This window comes from Pseudacidovorax sp. RU35E, assembly GCF_900156165.1.
Classification (GTDB): domain Bacteria; phylum Pseudomonadota; class Gammaproteobacteria; order Burkholderiales; family Burkholderiaceae_C; genus Xenophilus.
The window spans coordinates 369,409-387,405 of sequence record NZ_FTMY01000005.1; the positions used below are offsets into that span (position 1 = coordinate 369,409).

The 17,997-nt window shown below is 70.2% G+C and carries 15 protein-coding genes and 1 riboswitch; of the genes, 6 read left to right on the forward strand and 9 right to left on the reverse strand.

Going from position 1 to position 17,997, the window contains the following annotated elements:
• Positions 1 to 90: 90 nt before the first annotated feature.
• The 6 genes from BXA03_RS11630 to BXA03_RS11655 all read right to left on the reverse strand — a co-directional run bounded on the left by BXA03_RS11630 (position 91) and on the right by BXA03_RS11655 (position 6,978).
• Positions 91 to 1,008 (reverse strand): ABC transporter permease, encoded by a 918-nt coding sequence (locus BXA03_RS11630; protein ID WP_076507546.1) that lies wholly within the window; start codon positions 1,006 to 1,008, stop codon positions 91 to 93.
• 254 nt (positions 1,009 to 1,262) lie between these two features.
• Positions 1,263 to 2,543 carry an ABC transporter substrate-binding protein gene (locus BXA03_RS11635; protein ID WP_076507548.1) on the reverse strand — a complete coding sequence of 427 codons (1,281 nt, stop codon included), beginning with the start codon at positions 2,541 to 2,543 and terminating at the stop codon, positions 1,263 to 1,265.
• 74 nt (positions 2,544 to 2,617) lie between these two features.
• The gene (locus tag BXA03_RS11640; RefSeq protein WP_076507551.1) at positions 2,618 to 3,649 is read right to left on the reverse strand and encodes an ABC transporter ATP-binding protein; all 1,032 of its coding nucleotides are present in this window, start codon (positions 3,647 to 3,649) and stop codon (positions 2,618 to 2,620) included.
• Positions 3,650 to 3,756: 107 nt separating this feature from the next.
• Positions 3,757 to 4,368, reverse strand: a complete 612-nt coding sequence (locus tag BXA03_RS11645; RefSeq protein WP_076507554.1) for a flavin reductase family protein — start codon at positions 4,366 to 4,368, stop codon at positions 3,757 to 3,759.
• Between the two features lie 47 nt (positions 4,369 to 4,415).
• Entirely contained in the window at positions 4,416 to 5,726 is a 1,311-nt protein-coding gene (locus BXA03_RS11650) for a D-amino acid dehydrogenase (protein WP_076507557.1), read from the reverse strand.
• A 94-nt stretch (positions 5,727 to 5,820) separates the two neighbouring features.
• Positions 5,821 to 5,925: riboswitch (glycine riboswitch) on the reverse strand.
• Between the two features lie 321 nt (positions 5,926 to 6,246).
• Positions 6,247 to 6,978, reverse strand: a complete 732-nt coding sequence (locus tag BXA03_RS11655; protein ID WP_076507560.1) for a helix-turn-helix domain-containing protein — start codon at positions 6,976 to 6,978, stop codon at positions 6,247 to 6,249.
• A 161-nt stretch (positions 6,979 to 7,139) separates the two neighbouring features.
• Between BXA03_RS11655 and BXA03_RS11660 the strand changes: the two genes are divergently transcribed.
• The 5 genes from BXA03_RS11660 to BXA03_RS11680 all read left to right on the forward strand — a co-directional run bounded on the left by BXA03_RS11660 (position 7,140) and on the right by BXA03_RS11680 (position 12,156).
• Entirely contained in the window at positions 7,140 to 9,053 is a 1,914-nt protein-coding gene (locus BXA03_RS11660) for an MFS transporter (RefSeq protein ID WP_076507563.1), read from the forward strand.
• A gap of 10 nt (positions 9,054 to 9,063) precedes the next feature.
• Entirely contained in the window at positions 9,064 to 9,717 is a 654-nt protein-coding gene (locus tag BXA03_RS11665) for a phosphatase PAP2 family protein (protein ID WP_083716031.1), read from the forward strand.
• 128 nt (positions 9,718 to 9,845) lie between these two features.
• Positions 9,846 to 10,337, forward strand: coding sequence for a YiaA/YiaB family inner membrane protein (locus BXA03_RS11670; RefSeq protein WP_076507565.1), 492 nt, complete (start codon positions 9,846 to 9,848; stop codon positions 10,335 to 10,337).
• A gap of 205 nt (positions 10,338 to 10,542) precedes the next feature.
• Entirely contained in the window at positions 10,543 to 11,667 is a 1,125-nt protein-coding gene (locus BXA03_RS11675; RefSeq protein ID WP_076507568.1) for a zinc ribbon domain-containing protein, read from the forward strand.
• A gap of 87 nt (positions 11,668 to 11,754) precedes the next feature.
• On the forward strand, positions 11,755 to 12,156 hold the full coding sequence (locus BXA03_RS11680; RefSeq protein WP_076507571.1) for a DUF3597 domain-containing protein: 402 nt from the start codon (positions 11,755 to 11,757) through the stop codon (positions 12,154 to 12,156).
• 63 nt (positions 12,157 to 12,219) lie between these two features.
• Here BXA03_RS11680 and tgt read toward each other — a convergent pair whose 3' ends face one another.
• Genes tgt through queA form a run of 3 tightly spaced genes read right to left on the reverse strand, consistent with a single transcriptional unit; the run spans position 12,220 to position 15,730 of the window.
• Positions 12,220 to 13,398 (reverse strand): tRNA guanosine(34) transglycosylase Tgt, encoded by a 1,179-nt coding sequence (tgt, locus tag BXA03_RS11685; RefSeq protein ID WP_076507573.1) that lies wholly within the window; start codon positions 13,396 to 13,398, stop codon positions 12,220 to 12,222.
• Complete coding sequence (locus BXA03_RS11690) at positions 13,395 to 14,648, reverse strand: PQQ-dependent sugar dehydrogenase (protein WP_076507576.1); 1,254 nt, start codon at positions 14,646 to 14,648, stop codon at positions 13,395 to 13,397. The genes tgt and BXA03_RS11690 overlap by 4 nt, the downstream gene beginning before the upstream one ends.
• Complete coding sequence (gene queA / locus BXA03_RS11695) at positions 14,645 to 15,730, reverse strand: tRNA preQ1(34) S-adenosylmethionine ribosyltransferase-isomerase QueA (RefSeq protein ID WP_076507579.1); 1,086 nt, start codon at positions 15,728 to 15,730, stop codon at positions 14,645 to 14,647. Before queA ends, BXA03_RS11690 begins: the two co-directional genes overlap by 4 nt.
• Positions 15,731 to 15,846: 116 nt before the next feature.
• Between queA and recG the strand changes: the two genes are divergently transcribed.
• Positions 15,847 to 17,973: an ATP-dependent DNA helicase RecG gene (gene recG / locus BXA03_RS11700; protein ID WP_076507581.1), complete on the forward strand. Its 2,127-nt coding sequence runs from the start codon at positions 15,847 to 15,849 to the stop codon at positions 17,971 to 17,973.
• The last annotated feature ends 24 nt before the right edge of the window (positions 17,974 to 17,997 follow it).

Below are 17,997 nucleotides of genomic sequence, written 5' to 3' on the forward strand. Positions count from 1 at the left end.
TCTTCGCGAGTGGCACCGCGGAACCGGCTCCGCCGGGCCGCTGGTGCCGCCCCCTCGAGGGGGAGGCGCCGAAGGCGCCACGGGGGTGGGTCACAACTCTTTCCGGATGTCCACCACCCGCGTCAAGGCCCAGATGATCATCAGCACCACCGCCAGCAGGATCACCGCATTGGCCGCCGCCAGCGGGAACTGCAGGTAGCTGGTCTGCACCTGGATGATCTTGCCCACCGAGGCGATCTGCTGGCCGCCCATCACGCCGATGGTGACGAAGTCGCCCATCACGATGGTGATGACGAAGATCGATCCGATCAGGATGCCGGTGCGCGACAGCGGCACGATCACGTTCCACAGCGTCTGCCAGCCCGAGGCGCCGCAGTCGTCGGCCGCCTCGAGCAGGCTGCGGTCGATGCGCATCATGCTGTTGAAGATCGGCACGATCATGAACATGGTGTAGAGGTGCACGAAGGCCAGCACCACCGAGAAGTCGGAGAACAGCAGCCATTCCACCGGCTCGTGCACCAGCCCCAGGCCCATCAGCGTCTGGTTGACCAGCCCGTTGCGGCCCAGCAGCGGCACCCACGAGATCATGCGGATCACGTTGCTGGTCCAGAAGGGCACCGTGCACAGAACGAACAGCAGCGTCTGCATGCCCGGCGTGCGGACATGGAAGGCCAGGAAGTACGCCACCGAAAAACCCAGCAGCAGCGTGATCGCCCACACCAGCAGGCAGAACTTGAAGGTCGACAGGTAGGTCGACAGCGTCACGCACAGGTCGCCGTTGTCCGTGAGGTGCGAGCAGCCCTCGAAGATGGCGAGATAGTTGCGCAGCGAGACCGCGGGAATCAGCTCGTACTCGTTGAAGTCCCACAGGCTGACCATGCCGATCAGCACCAGCGGCACCACGACGAACAGCAGGAACACCAGCGCGAACGGCGCCGCCTGCCACCACGGCTTGACCCCGCCCTCCATCGGCGCAGGGGCATGGACGCTGGATGCGGGAGCACTCATGGCAGTCAGGGATGTGGAGAAAGCACCGAAGCGCGAAAGATGAAGCAGGGTGGCGTCAAAGCAGCCAATGCGAAGCGAGGCGAAAGAGCATCCACCCCGACGCGCCCGCTCCAACCCCCAAGAGCGACCACCCCGGCAAGCGCAGCGAGCCGCCGCGGGAGCACCCGCGGAACCGGCTTTGCCGGGCCGCTGGGTGCGCCCCCTTGAGGGGGGAAGCGGCTACACGAAGTGAGCAAGCAACGGGGGTGGTCCCTTTATGCGGCCACGAATTCGTTCCATTTACGGACCATGTACTCGTTCTCGTCCATCACCGCGTTCCAGCACGCGATCCCGCCCATGCGCTGCTCGTAGCTGCCGCCATCGCGCACGCTGCCGGCCTTGGCGATCACCACGCCCTGCGGGCTCTTGATGTCCTGCGTGGCCGGCTTGCCTTCCATCCAGTAGGCCCACTCGTAGGGCTCCATCTTGGCCTTGGCCGTCTCCAGCACGGCGCTGTAGTAGCCCTGGCGGTTGAGGTACGCACCGGCCCAGCCGTCGAGGAACCAGTTGATGAACTCGTAGGCGGCGTCGAGCTTCTTGCCCGACAGCGTGGCCGGCAGGCCGAAGCCCGAGGCCCAGGCGCGGTAGCCTTCCTTGAGCGGCTGGAACACGCAGTCGATGCCCTTGCTGCGCACGGCCGTCACGGCGGGGCTCCACATCGACTGGATCACCACCTCGCCCGAGGCCATCAGGTTGACCGACTCGTTGAAGTCCTTCCACAGCGCGCGGAACTGGCCGGCCTTCTTGGCCTCGATGAGCGTCTTGATCGTCAGGTCGATCTCGGCCTTGCTCATGTTGCCCTTGTCCTTGTACTTGTGGATGCCCTTGGCCTCCACCACCATCGCCGCATCCATGATGCCGATGGAGGGGATGTTCAGGATCGCGGCCTTGCCCTTGAACTCGGGGTTGAGCAGCTCGGCCCAGCTCCCGATGGGCCGCTTGATCAGGTCGGGGCGGATGCCCAGCGTGTCGGCGTTGTAGGTGGTGGGGATCAGCGTCATCCACTGTGTGGGCGCCTTGGCGAAAACCTTGCTCTTCTCGCCTTCGAGGAAGATCACCTTCTTGGGCGCCGTGCCCTGGTCGCCCACGGCCTTGCCGGCCACCTCGCCCTTGGTGAAGAGCGAGGTGATCTTGTCGGCGTTCTTCACCCGCTTGACGTCGATGCCCTTCAGGTTGCCGGTGGGCACGATCTTCTTGAGCGAGAAGAACTCGGTGTCGATCAGGTCGAAGCTGTTGGGGGCGGTGACGGCGCGCTTGGTCACGTCGTCGGTGGTCACGGCCACGTACTGGATCTCGATGCCAGTGTCGGCCTTGAACTTCTCGGCGATGGCCTTGTCCTGGTTCACCGCGGTGCCCAGGTAGCGCAGCACCATCTTCTCCTGCGCATGGACGAAGGGCGCCGCGCCCGTGGCCAGGATGCCGGCCATGCCGGCGCCGCCTTGCAGCAGGCTGCGGCGCGAAAGGCCGGGGGTGCGGGGATCGAGCGTGTCGGACATCGAGGACTCCTTCTTGGGGGATGAGGAAGCGCGAGCGCGGTTGGAAAAAAAGGAAAGGGCTGGGGCGTGAGGTTTCAGGCCGGCAGTGCATGCGCCTGGTGAGGCGCCCAGAACAGGTGCACGTCTTCGCCCAAGGCATAGGGCCGTTCGGCGAAGCGGGCTTCGGGCAGCATCACCGACACGCCGTTTGCACCAGCCGCGTCCTGCGCCTGCAGGCCGAGCAGCACGTAGGTGCCCTGGTACTCGACGTCGGTGACGGTGGCGCCCAGGCCGGGCGCGGCGGTGGCGGGCGCCTCGGCCGCGGCAGGCTGGATCTGCAGGTGGTCGTTGCGCACCGCCACCTTGCCGGCGCCGGTCTGGATCACGTTGTGGCCGCCCATGAAGCGCGCCACGAACTCCGTGGCCGGCGCGTTGTAGACCGCATGTGGCGAGCCGACCTGCTCGATGCGGCCCTGGTTCATCACCACCATGGTGTCGGCCAGCGCCATCGCCTCTTCCTGGGAATGCGTGACGTGGATGAAGGTCAGGCCCAGCTCCTTCTGCCAGCGGCGCAGCTCGGCGCGCATCTGCACGCGCAGGAAAGGGTCGAGGGCGGAGAGCGGCTCGTCCAGCAGCAGCACACGTGGCTGGGTGATGAGCGCGCGGGCCAGCGCCACGCGCTGCTGCTGGCCGCCCGAGAGTTCACCCGGCTTGCGCTGCGCCAGGTGGCCGAGCGAGACGCGCTCCAGCAGGTCCTGCGCGCGGGCCTGGCGCTCGGCCCTGACCACGCCTTTCATCTTGAGGCTGAAGGCCACGTTGTCCAGCGCCGACAGGTGCGGGAAGAGCGCGAAGCTCTGGAACATCATGGCCGTGCCGCGCGCGGCGGCGGGCAGGTCGGTGATGTTGCGGTTCTCCAGCAGGATGTCGCCGCCGGTCACCGATTCGTGGCCGGCGATCATGCGCAGCGTGGTGCTCTTGCCGCAGCCCGAAGGCCCGAGCAGGCAGCAGTAGCTGCCGCTGGCGATGCGCAGGTCGATGGCGTCCACGGCCGGCGCGCCCTGCGCATAGCGCTTGGTCAGCGCGACGAGCTCAATGGCGGCGGGCGATGGCGTGGCGATGGCGTCCATGCCGCAGACCTACGCAAGGCGTGTGCCAGCGTGCGCTCATTGTTTGCACGCAATCGCCGCCGGAAATTGCGTACAAAAAGCACCGCTGCAGTGCGCGGCGGGCCGGTTCAGCGCCGAAGCGGTGCCAGCGGCTGCGCGTCGGCCGCGTCGCCGTCGATCAGGAAGTGCCCGCCCGCCACATGGTGCAGGGTGCGCAGCGTGTCCTGCCCTTCGAAGTGCCAGCGACCTTCCGAAAAGACGCGGGCATCGGCCTGGGCCGCCACCACCTCGCCCAGAAACAGGTCGTACCGCTGCTGGATCGGCGGCTCGGGCAGCAGCCTGCATTCCAGCCAGGCGGCGCAGCCTTCCAGCAGGGGCGCGCCCGTGGCGCTGCCCGCGAAGGTGGTGAGGCCATAGGCCTCGAACTTGTCGACGCCGCCCAGTGCGTCGGTAGCGCGGCCCGAGACGCTGCCCAGCGCGTTGCACAGGTCCAGCTGCGCCCGCACCGGCACCTGCAGCACGAACTCGCCGCTGGCCTTCAGCAGCTCGCGGGTGTAGGTGCTCTTGTCCAGCACCACCGCCACCTTGGGCGGATCGAAGTCCAGCGGCATCGCCCAGGCGGCCGCCATGATGTTGCGGCGGCCGCCCGCCGCCGCGCTCACCAGCACGGTGGGGCCGTGGTTGAGCAGGCGGTAGGCCTTGGCCAGGTCGACGGGGCGGCGGTGGTGGGCGGTGCTCATGCCGCCGACGATAGCGCGCCGGTGCGCCTGTAGGCCCGTCTGCCGGATCAGGCGGTGCCGGCGAGCGGCCGAAGCGCACCCGCACGCCGGGTGTCGGCGGTGAACGCGAAATCCACCTCCGGCGCCAGCCCGCTCACGATGCGCGCGATGGACTGGCCCGAGCCACACGCGTGCGTCCACCCCAGCGTGCCATGGCCGGTGTTGAGGAACAGCCGGCCCACGCGGCTGGCGCCGATGATCGGCACGTTGCTCGGCGTGGCGGGGCGCAGGCCGCTCCAGAACTGGGCGCGCGCCGTGTCTCCCGCACCAGGGAAGAGCTGCTCCACGCGCCGCACGATGGCTTCGCAGCGCACGGTGCTCAGGTCGCGGTCGTAGCCGTTGAGTTCGGCCGTGCCGGCGATGCGCAGACGGTCGCCCTGCGGGCCGGTCAGGCGCGAGAACACCAGCTTGAATTCGTCGTCCGTCAGCGAGACTTGGTGCGCCCGGCTGGCGTCCTTGACCGGCATGGTCACGGAATAGCCCTTGGCCGGGTAGATCGGCAGCCGGATGCCCAGCGGCGCCGCCAGCAGCGGGCTGAACGAGCCCATCGCCAGCACGTACGCGTCGGCGCGCAGGTGCTGGTAGCGGCCTTCGGCATCGGTGGCCTCCACATGGTCGATCTCGCCGGCCACCTCGCGCAGCGCGGTGATGGTGTGGCCCATCAGGAAGCGTACGCCGGCGGCCTCGGCGCGCTTGGCCAGCTCGCGGGTGAAGCGGTTGGCGTCGCCCGACTCGTCCTCGGCGGTGTAGGTGGCGCCGGCCAGCTGCGGGCGGATGTGGGCGAGGGCGGGTTCCAGGCGCACAGCCTGGTCGGCGTCGATCACCTGCCGCTCGCAGCCCAGCTGGCGCATCTGCTCGGCGGGCGCCAGCGCGGCGTCGAATTCCTTCTGCGAGGTGTAGAAGTGCAGGATGCCCTGCGTGCGCTGGTCGTAGGCGATGCCGGTGTCGCGGCGCAGCTGCTGCAGCACGTCGCGGCTGTAGGTGCCCAGGCGCACGATCTGTTCGATGTTGTGGCGAGTGCGCGCGGGGGTGCATTCGCGCAGGAAAGACAGGCCCCAGAGCCACTGCCGCAGGTCGGGCCGCAGGCGGAAGAGCAGGGGCGCATCTTCGCGGCCCAGCCATTTCAGCAGCTTGAGCGGCGCGCCGGGGTTGGCCCAGGGCTCGGCATGGCTGACGGAGATCTGCCCGCCATTGGCGAAGCTGGTCTCGGCGCCGGGCGTGGCCTGGCGGTCGACGACGGTGACGTCGTGGCCGAGCTGGGAGAGGAAGTAGGCGGAGGTGGTGCCGAGCAGGCCGGCGCCAAGGACGATCACGCGCATGGAAGAACCCCTTTCAGGTTGCAGCGCATGAACGCGGCAGCGGGGTCCGTCCTTGGGATACAAGGGAGCAACCGCCGCATGACGCGTTCAGGTTGCCGCTCCCCCTGTCCTTGGTACCTGAGAGTTTCACCCGCAGCGTTCGCGGCGGGTTTGCTCCTTCGGTGCGCCACATGCGTGGCGTCTCTCCAGACGGCGTGATGGATGTTGCAGTACGGGTCCGTTGCCGGACCGACCTGAGCGTTTATGGGAGTTTGCGCCTTCGGTAGCGCCGCCCGGCTTGTGCAGATGGGCGGTGCGTTCTCCTGCGGGGCGCGATTCTAGGGGGCCGCTCGCGATCAACCAAGCCCACGCTGCCCGCATCGCCTGACACTGGCGCGGCCACAAGACTCGAATGGCCGCGGAGCAGGCCATGCCCGGGCACCCCAGGAACTGGCTTCGCCAGGCCTGCGGGTGCGCCCCCCTCCAAGCCGAAGGCGTCAGAGAGGGGGGAGCCGCGAAGCGGCATGGGGGGTGTTCCGCTCTAGCGGCGCAACTGGGTGAACTGGCCGAACTCCCACTCGCGCATCGCCAGCAGCAGCGTGTAGCCCTCCAGCTCGCCGGCGGGCAGCTTCTGGTCGGTCTGGTGCTGCTGGGCGAAGTCCTGCGCCACGCGCTGCAGCCGCTCCAGGAAGGCCGGCGCCAGCGCCCGCGAGATGGAGCCGTGCACCAGCAGCAGTCCCTCGGCCGGGCCGTCGAAGCCGCCGGCGTAGTAGTCGAGCACCACCTCCTCGCGGAAGAACTGCATCACCGGCCCGTGCGGCCGCCAGCGGAAGGTCTTGGCCACCTTGAGCCGGTAGCGGTTGAGCGGCCGCAGTTCGATGATGCCGATGCGGTCCAACTGCGCCAAGTAGCCGATGCATTCGGCCTCGGTGATCCTGTAGGTGCCGACGATCTGCTCCAGCGTCCACTGGCTCAGCACGTTGATGGCCACCAGCAGCAGCTTGCGGTCGCGCACCACGGCCTGCTCCTGCTCCTGCGTCAGCTCGCGCAGCAGCGGCTGGCTGTCGGCCACGCGCCGCGCCAGGTCGGCGAAGTCGATGCGCAGGGCGCGGCAGATGGCGTCGATGCGCGCCAGCGGCATGTCGCCCCGCGCCAGCATGCGCTTGACGCTGGATTCGGCCAGGCCCAGGGCGCGCGCCAAGTCGGCATAGGTCATGCCTGCGGCCTTGAGTTCGGCCTTGATGGCCCGGACCAGATCGACGGTGGTGCTCATGCCGGTATTGTTGGGCGATACCGTAAGGTGCGGAATCAGGGCGTGTATCGTCTGCCGCTCCCTGGCGGCCACGGCAGCGTGGACAGTGGCGGTCACCCGTCCCGCCTGCTCCGGCACAATGCCCGCGCGCCGGCGGTCCTTCCTTCCGCAGTGCCATCCGCATGACCGCTCACGCCAACCAGTTCGCCCTGCTGCGCCAGCGCCGCTTCGCGCCCTTCTTCTGGACGCAGTTCGCCGGGGCCGCCAACGACAACCTGTTCAAGTTCGCCTTCACGGTGATGGTGACCTACCAGCTGCAGGTGGCGTGGCTGCCGCCCTCACTGGCGGGGCTGGCGATCGGGGCGCTGTTCATCCTGCCCTTCCTGCTGTTCTCGGCCACGGCGGGGCAGCTCACCGACAAGTACGACAAGGCTCGCATCATCCGGCTGGTCAAGACGCTCGAGATCGCCATCATGGCGCTGGCCGGCTGGGGCTTCGTGGCCGCCAACGTGCCGGTGCTGCTGGGCTGCGTCTTCCTGATGGGCCTGCATTCCACGCTGTTCGGCCCGGTCAAGTTCGCCTACCTGCCGCAGGCGCTGAAGCCCCACGAACTGACGGGCGGCAACGGCATGGTGGAGATGGGCACCTTCGTCGCCATCCTGCTCGGCCAGGTGGCCGGCGGCCTGCTGGTGGCGCTGCCCGGCATCGGTCACGGCACCGTGGCGGCGGCCTGCGTGGCGGTGGCCGTCATCGGCCGGCTGACGGCGCAGGCCGTGCCCACCGCACCGGCCACCGACCCGGGTCTTGCGGTCAACTGGAACCCGGTGACCGAGACCTGGCGCAACCTCAGGCTGGCGCATGGCAACACGGTCGTCTTCCGCTCGTTGCTGGGCATTTCGTGGATGTGGTTCTTCGGCGCCACCTTCCTGTCGCAGTTCCCGAGCTTCGCCAAGGAGGTGCTGCACGGCGATGCGCAGGTCGCCTCGCTGCTGCTGGTGGTGTTCTCGGTGGGCATCGGCGCGGGCTCGCTGCTCTGCGAGACGCTGTCGCGCCGCCAGGTGGAGATCGGCCTGGTGCCGCTGGGCGCCATCGGCATGAGCGTCTTCGCCATCGACCTGTACTTCGCCGCGCGCGGGCTGCCGCCTTCGGCCGAGATGGGCCTGGCCGCCTTCCTCGCGCAGTCGGCGCACTGGCGGGTGATGGCCGACCTGGCGCTGCTGTCGCTGTTCGCGGGCCTCTACAGCGTGCCGATGTATGCGCTGATCCAGCTGCGCAGCCAACCCACGCACCGCGCGCGGATCATCGCGGCCAACAACATCCTCAATGCGCTGTTCATGATCGCCAGCGCGGTCATCGCCGGGGCGCTGATCGGCGCCGGCTTCAGCATTCCGCAGGTCTTCCTCTTCACCGGCATCGCCAATGCGGTGGTGGCGGGCTACATCTTCCTGCTGGTGCCCGAGTACCTGCTGCGCTTCATCGCCTGGGTGGCGTCGCGCTTCGTCTATCGGTTCCGGCTGCGGGGCGAGGAGCGCATCCCGACCGAGGGGCCGGCCGTGCTGGTGTGCAACCACGTGAGCTTCGTCGACGCCGTGCTGCTGATGGCGGCCAGCCCACGTCCGATCCGCTTTCTGATGGACCACCGTATCTTCCGCGTGCCGGTGCTGGGCTGGCTGTTCCGGCTGGCCAAGGCGATCCCGATCGCGCCGCAGAAGGAAGACCCGGCCGCCTACGAGCGCGCCTTCGACGAGGCGGCCCAGGTCCTGCGCGAGGGCGACCTGCTGGGCATCTTCCCGGAGGGCGGCATCACGCGCGACGGCACGCTGCAACCCTTCAAGGGCGGCGTGATGAAGATCCTGGCCCGCGCCCAGGAGGACGGCCTGGCCGTGCCGGTGGTGCCGATGGCGCTGACGAACCTGTGGGGTTCGTACTTCAGCCGCATCGAGCTGCGCGGCGGCGAGCCGGTGGCCATGGTGCGGCCCTTCCGCCGCGGCTTCTGGAGCCGGGTGGGCCTGAACGTCGGCGCGCCCCTGCCAGCCTCGGCGGTGGCGCCCGAATCGCTGCGGGAGCGGGTTTCCGACCTGCTGACGCAGCCTTGATCCCTCATTGATGAACGCTTTCCTGAACTGGCATGCGCTGACCTGGCTGGGCGACAGCAGCCTGATGATCCCGATGGCCGTGGCCATCACCGCCTGGCTGGGCTGGGCCCGACGCACGCGGCCGGTGATGTGGTTGTGGCTGCTCTGCCTGGGGGCCGCGGGCGCCGTCGTGGTGGCCGGCAAGTTCGCCTTCATGGGCTGGGGCGTGGGCATTGAGGCGCTGGACTTCACCGGCTTCAGCGGCCACACCACCATGTCGACAACGCTCTGGCCGGTGGCGCTGTGGCTGATGGTGTCCGGCTTTGCCCACCGCTGGCGGGTATCGGCGGCCTGTGCCGGCTGGGCGCTGGGGGCGGCGATCGGCGGCTCGCGCCTCGCGCTGGACGCGCATTCGATGTCCGAGGTGGTGTCCGGATTTCTGCTGGGGCTTGCGGCCAGCGGCTTCTTTCTATGGCGCCAGCGCCGCAAGCCACATCCCAAGCTGCGACTGCTGCCGGTGCTGCTCACCCTGGCGCTGCCGGCACTGGTGATTCCACCCGGCACGCGCGCGCCCACGCACGAGCTGATCGGCCGCGTGGCGGCCTGGACGGCAGGCAACGAACGGCCATTCGTCCGCGCAGACCTGCATGCCGGCACGCGGCCGGCCAAGCGCGGCGCAGCGTGATGCGCAAAAGTACCGAAAAACGATACTTTTGGCGCCATCGGTCCGAACGGGTGTAGCGAATCGGCGCCTCGGCGGCAAGGACAGGGGCAGGATGCCTCCCGTTCCAACTGCCACTGAAAGGCTTCGACATGCAACCCCCCGTCCCTACCTCCTATCCGCGTCCCGCGCGCATCCAGCGCGATACGCGGGCCTGGCAGCTCCAGGTCTGGATCTCCTTCGGGATTGCCGTCGTCCTGTGCGGCACGGGCCTGGCCTGGCTACCGGGCCAGGCCCTCGACCGGGCCTTCATGGTCATGGGCTACGTGTTCTGCCTGTCGGGCGTCTTCGTGGTGTCCAAGTACTTGCGCGACCGGCAGCAGCCGCAGGCCGGTGGCGAAACCCCGCTGTGGGGCGCCGTCGTCTGGATGGGCTTCGTCGTGGCGATGGCGCTGACGGCCTGGGGACTGCTGCGCATGTCGATCAACGACAGCTACAAGGCCTATCTCGGCGTGTGCTGGCTGTTCCTCGTCAGCAGCGCCTTCACGCTGGCCAAGACGCTGCGTGATCGCCACGAGGCCGATCTGGCCGAGGCGGCCACCCCGCCGCGCGCAGCGTCCGCGTCGTCGACGGACGGTGCATGAGCTGATGAGACCGCTTCGAGGTCACCATGCCTCCCCCCGCTCCGTCGTTGCCTGCTGACGGTGCCCGTGCGGGCGCTCGGCGTCGCCACGAGCGCGCATGCGGGCCGGTGCGAGCCATGCCGGCGCTCGTCGCGCAGGGCCCGGACCTGGCGCAGCGCACCGCCGGCGCGCTCGACCTGGCGGCCATGAACCAAGGAGAACTTCCATGAAGACATCGCTTCGCCTGTCCGAGGCCTGGTTCCGCCGTGGCCTGTGGCTGCTCTCGCTGGTGTTCGCCAGCTTCCTGATCGGCCTGGGCGGAACCCTTGTCGGGGACCTGCCTCGTGTGGAGCGCGCGCTCGGCCTGGAGGACTTCATCGACCGCCCCGCCGCCGGCGCGCTTCGCGGCGCGCGGGATCAGGCGATGAAGGCCGAGTCCCAGGCCGAAGAGGCGCTGGACCAGGCGCAGCTGCGGGAACGCACCGCCGAGGCCAACATCCGATCCGCCGAGGGCAGCTTCAACGACTGGCTGGCCACGCGCAGTGTCACGACGCGCCCTGAGCAGGACCCGGCACTGATCGAGCGCACCCATACGCTGGACGCCTTGCGCGCCGCGCAGCGCCAGGCCCAGGGGGAGGTGGAGCGCCAGCAGCAACTGGCGCTGGACGCCCGCCTGACGGCTGCCCGCAGCCGCCGCCAGCTGGATGAACTCGAAGCCGTCGCCGCCGAGCGGCTGCAGGCGGCCGAGCGGGGGCAGGAACTGCGCGTCTTCGGCTACCGGCTCGCCCTCACGTTGCCGTTGCTGGCCGTCGCCGGCTGGCTCTTCGTGCGGCACCGCAAAGGCAACGCGTGGCCCTTCGTCTGGGGCTTCGTCTTCTTTGCGCTGTTCACCTTCTTCGTCGAGCTGGTGCCTTACCTGCCAAGCTACGGCGGCTATGTGCGCTACGGCGTGGGCATCGTGCTGACGCTGCTGATCGGCCGTTGGGCCATGGCCGCACTGCAGCGCTACCTGGCGCGCCAGCAGGCCGCCGAGGCCAGCCCGGAGTCCGCCCGCCGGCAGGCGCTCGACTACGACACCGCCCTCGCGCGGCTGGCCAAGGGCGTGTGCCCGGGCTGCGAGCGAACGGTGGATTTGAAGAGCGCAGCCATCGACTTCTGCCCGCATTGCGGCATCGGCCTGTTCGACCATTGCGGCACCTGCCGCACGCGCAAGAGCGCCTTCTCGCGCTTCTGCCATGGCTGCGGCGCGGCCGCGGCGTTGCAGCCGAGGGTGCTGTCGCCGCAAGTTACAGAATCAAGCAACATTTCTTTGCAGATGCCGGCACAAGATCACAAAGACGGCCCCCGCTGACGCCGACCCGCCCCGCGCGGATGCTAGAACCCCGGCACCGCCGCCGGGCGGCGACTGTTTCCCCCATCAGACCCAGGAGTCCTCTTCGTGAGCATCTTCAGCAGCATCCTTTCCAAGATCTTCCCTGGCGCCCAGGCCGCGCCTGCACCGGCCCCCGCGCCCGCTGCGCCCCCGACGGCCGATGCGCCCGCTTCCGTGGCCGCGCCGGCCGTGCCGGCACCGCCGCCGTCCATCCCGCTGGGCGAAGTGGCGCCCATCCTCGATGCCAAGCCGGGCGCAGCCCAGCTCAACTGGCGCACCTCCATCGTGGACCTGCTCAAGCTGCTCGGCCTCGACAGCAGCCTGGCCGCCCGCAAGGAACTGGCCAGCGAGTTCATCTACACGGGCAGCGCAGAACCGGGCTCCGCCGAATGGAACATCTGGCTGCACAAGCAGGTGATGACCCGCATCGCGGCCAACGGCGGCACGCTGCCGCCCGAGATGCGCTGAGCGCGTCGCGCCCAAAAGAAAAGCGGCCTGCGGGCCGCTTTGTCGTTGTGGCAGAGGGTCTTCTCAGACGCCCCGTGCCCGGTCGCTCGCGAACTGCCGTCGGAATTCGCCGAAGCGCCCGGCGTCCAGCGCCTCGCGGATCTCCCGCATCAGGTTCAGGTAGTAGTGCAGGTTGTGGATGGTGGTGAGCATCGGCCCCAGCATCTCGCCGCAACGGTCCAGGTGGTGCAGGTAGGCGCGCGAAAAGCCGCCGCGCCCGCCGTCGGCCCAGCTCTCGCCCGCCGTGCCGGCGCAGGCATGGCAGGTGCAGCTCGGGTCCAGCGGCTGCGGGTCGTTGCGGTGGCGGGCGTTGCGCAGTTTCAGGTCGCCGTAGCGGGTGAAGATGGTGCCGTTGCGCGCGTTGCGGGTGGGCATCACGCAGTCGAACATGTCCACGCCCTGGGCCACGCCCTCGACCAAGTCCTCCGGGGTGCCCACGCCCATCAGGTAGCGCGGCTTGTGGGCCGGCAGGCGGTGCGGCGTGTGGGCGGTGATGCGGCGCATGTCCTCCTTGGGCTCGCCCACGCTCACGCCACCGACGGCGTAGCCGGGAAAGTCCATCTCCACCAGCGCGGCCAGCGATTCCTCGCGCAGGTGCTCGAACATCCCGCCTTGCACGATGCCGAACAGGGCGTTGGGGTTCTGCAGCCGCGCGAACTCGGCCTGGCAGCGTTTGGCCCAGCGCAGGCTCAGCTCCATGGAGCGTCGCGCCTCGGCCTCGGTGGTGATGCGGCCCTGCGTCTCGTAGGGCGTGCATTCGTCGAACTGCATGACGATGTCGCTGTTCAGCACCGTCTGGATCTGCATCGACACCTCGGGCGTGAGCAGCAGCTTGTCGCCATTGACCGGCGAGGCGAACTTGACGCCTTCCTCGCTGATCTTGCGCATCGCGCCCAGGCTCCAGACCTGGAAGCCGCCCGAGTCGGTGAGGATGGGCTTGTGCCACTGCTCGAAGGCATGCAGGCCGCCGAAGGCGCCCATCACGTCCAGGCCGGGGCGCATCCACAGGTGGAAGGTGTTGCCCAGGATGATCTGCGCGCCCATCTCCTCCAGGCTGCGCGGCATCACGCCCTTGACGGTGCCGTAGGTGCCCACGGGCATGAAGATCGGCGTCTGCACCACGCCGTGGTTGAGGGTCAGCGTGCCCCGGCGCGCATGGCTGTCGGGGTCGGTGGCCAGCAGGTCGAACTGGAGGGCGGTCATGGTTTGGCGGACGAAGAAGAAGGGGCTGTGGAGGGCTGCACGGGCAGCAGCATCAGCACGGTGCGGTTGAAGTCTTCCACCACCAGCAGGCGGCCGGCACGGTCGACGGTGAGGCCGGTGGGGCGGCCCATGGGCCGCACGACGTCCTTGGCCTGCCAGCCGGCGAGCCAGTCGATGGCGGGCCCGGTGGGCAGGCCGGTCCTGGGATCGAGCTTGAAGCCGACCACGCGGTGGCCGCTGGCCTGCGGGCCGCGCCAGGCGACGAGCAACTGGCCGGCGAAGGGCGTGCCGGCGGGGCCGAGCGCCATCTGCAGCGGCGCGGCATGCGCGGGCCACAGGGCCAGCGGTGCTTCGCTCTTGCTGCAGTCGTAGCGGCCTTCGTAGCCCTGGGCGTTCTTGCGCGGGCCCACGCAGTAGGGCCAGCCGTAGAAGCGGCCGCGCTGCAGCAGGTTCAGCTCCTCGGGCGGGCCTTGCGGGTCGCGGTAGTCGATGCTGTTCTCGCCCTGCAGCAGGCGGCCTTCGGGGGCGCCGGCCGTGGCGGGCAGCACGGCCAGCGCCATGCTGTTGCGCAGGCCGGTGGCGAAGGGCGCGAAGCGCTGCACGGTGCGCTGCGGGCCACCGAGTTGCGCCTCGTACACGGCGGCGCGCGGCTTGGCCCCTTCGCCGTCGGGGCAGGGCAGGGCGGGTGCGTCCTGGCCGCTGCGGCAGTTGTCGCTGCTGGAGCCGACGTTGACGTAGAGCCGGTCGCCGGGACCGAAGGCGATCTCCTTCAGCGGATGGGTGCCGTCGTCGGGCAACTGATCGAGCACCGTCTCGCGCTGCGGCGCGGCGCCCGGTGCGCCGACGGGCGTGCGCCAGACGCTGCCGGCCTCGCCCACGTAGACCTTGCCGTCCGGGCCCAGCGCCAGGCCCGAGGGGCGGTCGAGGCCGCTGGCCAGCACGGCGATGCGCGCGCGGCGCGGGGCGGGGCCGTCGGCGGGCAGTGTCATTTCCAGCAGGCGGCCGCGCTTGGGCTCCCAGGAGCCCATGTCAGCGATCCAGTAGCGGCCGGGCGCCACCTCCAGGATGCGGCGCGGCGCGCGCAGGCCTTCGGCCTCGTCGGCCAGCAGTGCGACGCAGGTGCCGGCGGGGCTGGGGATGTCCAGCCGCGCGAAGTCGCCGCAGCGGCCGGCGGGCGTGTAGCCGCGTGCGGCGGCGAGCAGAGGCAGGGCCAGCGCGCACAGCGCGGCGAGGCGGACGGCCCGGTTCATGGCGCGGTCCTTTGCAGCAGCATCGCGTCCCCGTAGCTGAAGAAGCGGTAGCGCTCGCGGATGGCGTGGGCGTACAGCGCCATCACCCGCTCGTAGCCCGCCAGCGCGCTGACCAGCATCATCAGCGTGCTCTTGGGCAGGTGGAAGTTGGTGACGAGCAGGTCCACATGCCGGAAGCGGAAGCCCGGCGTGATGAAGATCTGCGTGTCGCCCTGCGCCTGCCCGCTGGCGGCCCAGGATTCGAGCGTGCGCACGGTGGTCGTGCCCACCGCCACCACGCGGCCGCCGCGGGCGCGGCAGTCGGCAATCGCCTGCTGCGTGGCCGGTGGCACGTCGTAGCGCTCGGCATGCATCACATGCTCGGCGATGTTCTCGGTCTTGACGGGCTGAAAGGTGCCGGCGCCCACGTGCAGCGTGACGTTGGCGCGGCGCACGCCGCGGGCCTCCAGCTGCGCAAGCAGGGCCTCGTCGAAATGCAGCGCCGCGGTGGGCGCGGCCACGGCGCCGGGCACGCGGGCGAAGACGGTCTGATAGCGGCGCGCGTCCTCGGCGGCGTCGCTGGCGCTTTCCTGCGCCTGCTGGCGCTCGATGTAGGGCGGCAGGGGCACATGGCCGTGGCGCTCCATCAACATGTAGGGGTCGGCGCCGTCGTCGCTCTCCAGCGCGAAGCGGAACAGCGGGCCGCCTTCCTCGGGCCAGCGGCCCAGCAGCGTGGCGCGGAAGGCCGGCTGGCCGGGCGCGGCGTCCATGCGCAGCACCGTGCCCACGGCGGGCTTCTTGCTGACCTTCATGTGGGCGGCGACCTCCTGGCCGGCGAGGACGCGCTCGATCAGCAGCTCCAGCCGGCCGCCAGTCGGCTTTTCGCCGAAGAGGCGGGCCTTGACCACCTGCGTGTCGTTGAAGACCAGCAGGTCGCCGTCGCGCAGCAGCGTGGGCAGGTCGCGGAAGATGCGGTCGGTGGGATCGGGGCCGGTGCCGTCGAGCAGGCGCGAGGCGCTGCGTTCGGGGGCGGGTTGCTGCGCGATCAGCTCGGGCGGCAGTGCGAAGTCGAAATCCGAGAGCGTGAAATCGGTGCGGGACATGCTTGAGGGCCGGACGGGCCCGTTCCAAGAAAGAAGCAGAAGCCCTCCGTGCAGGCCGTCGCGGGGCGGCGGCGTTCCGCGCGGGGCGGAGGAGGGCGGGGAGGCAGAATTGTCCCATGTCCGCGCGCCCCCTCGCTTCGCCTGCCCCTGCGCCCGCTGCCCCCCGCGCGCCCGGCAGCGGCGAAAGCCAGGTGCAGCGGGCGCTCAAGAAACTGGGCCTGGCGCGCGACATCGACTTCGCGCTCTATCTGCCGCTGCGCTACGAGGACGAGACCCGCATCGCGCAGCTGGCCCATGTGCGCGACGGCGAGCATGCGCAGGTCGAGGGCACGATCGTGGACAGCGAAGTCGTCTTCCGCCCGCGCCGCCAGCTCATCGCCACGCTGGACGACGGCAGCGACACCTGCCAGCTGCGCTTCTTCAATTTCTACCCTTCGCAGCAGAAGCAGCTCGCGCCCGGCAGCCGGGTGCGGGCGCGGGGCGAGGTGCGCGGCGGCTTCGTGGGCCGGACCATGCTGCACCCGGTCATCAAGGCGGCCGGCACGGCGCTGCCGCTGGCGCTGACGCCCGTCTATGCCACGACCGCGGGCCTGGCGCAGCCCGTGCTGCGCCGCGCCGTGCAGGCCGGCCTGGCGCGGACGCCGCTTGAGGAGCTGATCCCCGCCGAGCTGCTGCCCCACAACGCCTGGACGCTGCGCGCCGCGCTCGAATTCCTGCACCACCCGACGCCCGACGTGGCCCTGGCCGCGCTGGAGGACCGTAGCCATCCCGCCTGGCAGCGGCTGAAGGCGGACGAGTTGCTGGCCCAGCAGCTGTCGCAGCTGGAGGCCCGTCGCGCCCGCGAGGCCCAGCGTGCGCCCGTGCTGCGCGCCGGCACGGGCGACGGCAGCCTGCATGCCCGCCTGCTGGCGGCGCTGCCCTTCTCGCCCACCGGCGCCCAGGCGCGCGCCGACCGCGAGATCGCCGCCGACCTGGCCCATCGGCAGCCCATGCACCGGCTGCTGCAGGGCGACGTGGGCTCGGGCAAGACGCTGGTCGCCGCATTGGCCGCGGCCCGCTGCATCGACGCCGGCTTCCAGTGCGCGCTGATGGCGCCCACCGAAATCCTGGCCTCGCAGCATTTCGGCAAGCTGGTCGGCTGGCTCGATCCGCTGCTGGCCGCGCAGGGCCGGCGCGTGGCCTGGCTCACCGGCAGCCAGAAGAAGCGCGAGCGCGACGCCATGGCGGCGGCCGTCGAAAGCGGCGAGGCCGCGCTGGTGGTGGGCACGCATGCCGTCATTTCGGAGAAGGTGCGCTTCCAGCGCCTGGCGCTGGCCATCGTGGACGAGCAGCACCGCTTCGGCGTGGCCCAGCGCCTGGCGCTGCGCGGCAAGGCCTCCGAGGGTGGCGACGGCATGCAGGCGCTGGAGCCGCACCTGCTGATGATGAGCGCTACGCCCATCCCGCGCACCCTGGCCATGAGCTACTACGCCGACCTGGACGTCTCCACACTCGACGAGCTGCCGCCCGGCCGCACCCCGGTCGTCACCAAGCTGCTGGCCGAGCACCGGCGCGACGAGGTCATCGCCCGCATCCACGGCCAGATCCAGCAGGGCCGGCAGGTCTACTGGGTCTGCCCGCTGATCGAGGAAAGCGAGGCGGTGGACCTGCGCAACGCCACCGCCACCCGCGACGAGCTGGCCGACGCCCTGGGCGAGACGGTGCGCGTCGGCCTGCTGCATTCGCGCATGCCCACCGCCGAGAAGCAGGCCGTGATGGCCGACTTCAGCGCCGGCACGCTGCAGGTGCTGGTCAGCACCACGGTGATCGAGGTGGGGGTGGACGTGCCCAATGCCTCGCTGATGGTCATCGAGCATTCGGAGCGCTTCGGCCTCTCGCAGCTGCACCAGCTGCGCGGCCGGGTGGGGCGCGGCGCGGCGGCCTCGGCCTGCGTGCTGCTCTATGCGCCGGGCGACAGCGGCCGCGTGGGGCAGGCCGCCAAGGCCCGGCTGACGGCGATGGTCGAGACGGCCGACGGCTTCGAGATCGCGCGGCGCGACCTGGATATCCGCGGCCCCGGTGAATTCCTGGGCGCGCGCCAGTCCGGCGCGCCGCTGCTGCGCTTCGCCGACCTGGGCACCGACCAGCGCCTGCTCGAATGGGCGCGCGACCTGGCGCCGCAACTGCTGGACCGCCACGCGGACCAGGCGCACCGGCATGTGGACCGCTGGCTGGGGACGAGGGCGGAGTTCCTGAAGGCCTGAAGGGCTGCCCGTCGGCAGGGCTTC

Excerpts from the sequence above, each read along its gene's own strand:
- BXA03_RS11630 (WP_076507546.1), bottom strand. The coding sequence starts at position 1,008 with ATGAGTGCTCCCGCATCCAGCGTCCATGCCCCTGCGCCGATGGAGGGC.
- BXA03_RS11635 (WP_076507548.1), bottom strand. The coding sequence starts at position 2,543 with ATGTCCGACACGCTCGATCCCCGCACCCCCGGCCTTTCGCGCCGCAGC.
- BXA03_RS11640 (WP_076507551.1), bottom strand. The coding sequence starts at position 3,649 with ATGGACGCCATCGCCACGCCATCGCCCGCCGCCATTGAGCTCGTCGCG.
- BXA03_RS11645 (WP_076507554.1), bottom strand. The coding sequence starts at position 4,368 with ATGAGCACCGCCCACCACCGCCGCCCCGTCGACCTGGCCAAGGCCTAC.
- BXA03_RS11650 (WP_076507557.1), bottom strand. The coding sequence starts at position 5,726 with ATGCGCGTGATCGTCCTTGGCGCCGGCCTGCTCGGCACCACCTCCGCC.
- BXA03_RS11655 (WP_076507560.1), bottom strand. The coding sequence starts at position 6,978 with ATGAGCACCACCGTCGATCTGGTCCGGGCCATCAAGGCCGAACTCAAG.
- BXA03_RS11660 (WP_076507563.1), top strand. The coding sequence starts at position 7,140 with ATGACCGCTCACGCCAACCAGTTCGCCCTGCTGCGCCAGCGCCGCTTC.
- BXA03_RS11665 (WP_083716031.1), top strand. The coding sequence starts at position 9,064 with ATGAACGCTTTCCTGAACTGGCATGCGCTGACCTGGCTGGGCGACAGC.
- BXA03_RS11670 (WP_076507565.1), top strand. The coding sequence starts at position 9,846 with ATGCAACCCCCCGTCCCTACCTCCTATCCGCGTCCCGCGCGCATCCAG.
- BXA03_RS11675 (WP_076507568.1), top strand. The coding sequence starts at position 10,543 with ATGAAGACATCGCTTCGCCTGTCCGAGGCCTGGTTCCGCCGTGGCCTG.
- tgt (WP_076507573.1), bottom strand. The coding sequence starts at position 13,398 with ATGACCGCCCTCCAGTTCGACCTGCTGGCCACCGACCCCGACAGCCAT.
- BXA03_RS11690 (WP_076507576.1), bottom strand. The coding sequence starts at position 14,648 with ATGAACCGGGCCGTCCGCCTCGCCGCGCTGTGCGCGCTGGCCCTGCCT.
- queA (WP_076507579.1), bottom strand. The coding sequence starts at position 15,730 with ATGTCCCGCACCGATTTCACGCTCTCGGATTTCGACTTCGCACTGCCG.
- recG (WP_076507581.1), top strand. The coding sequence starts at position 15,847 with ATGTCCGCGCGCCCCCTCGCTTCGCCTGCCCCTGCGCCCGCTGCCCCC.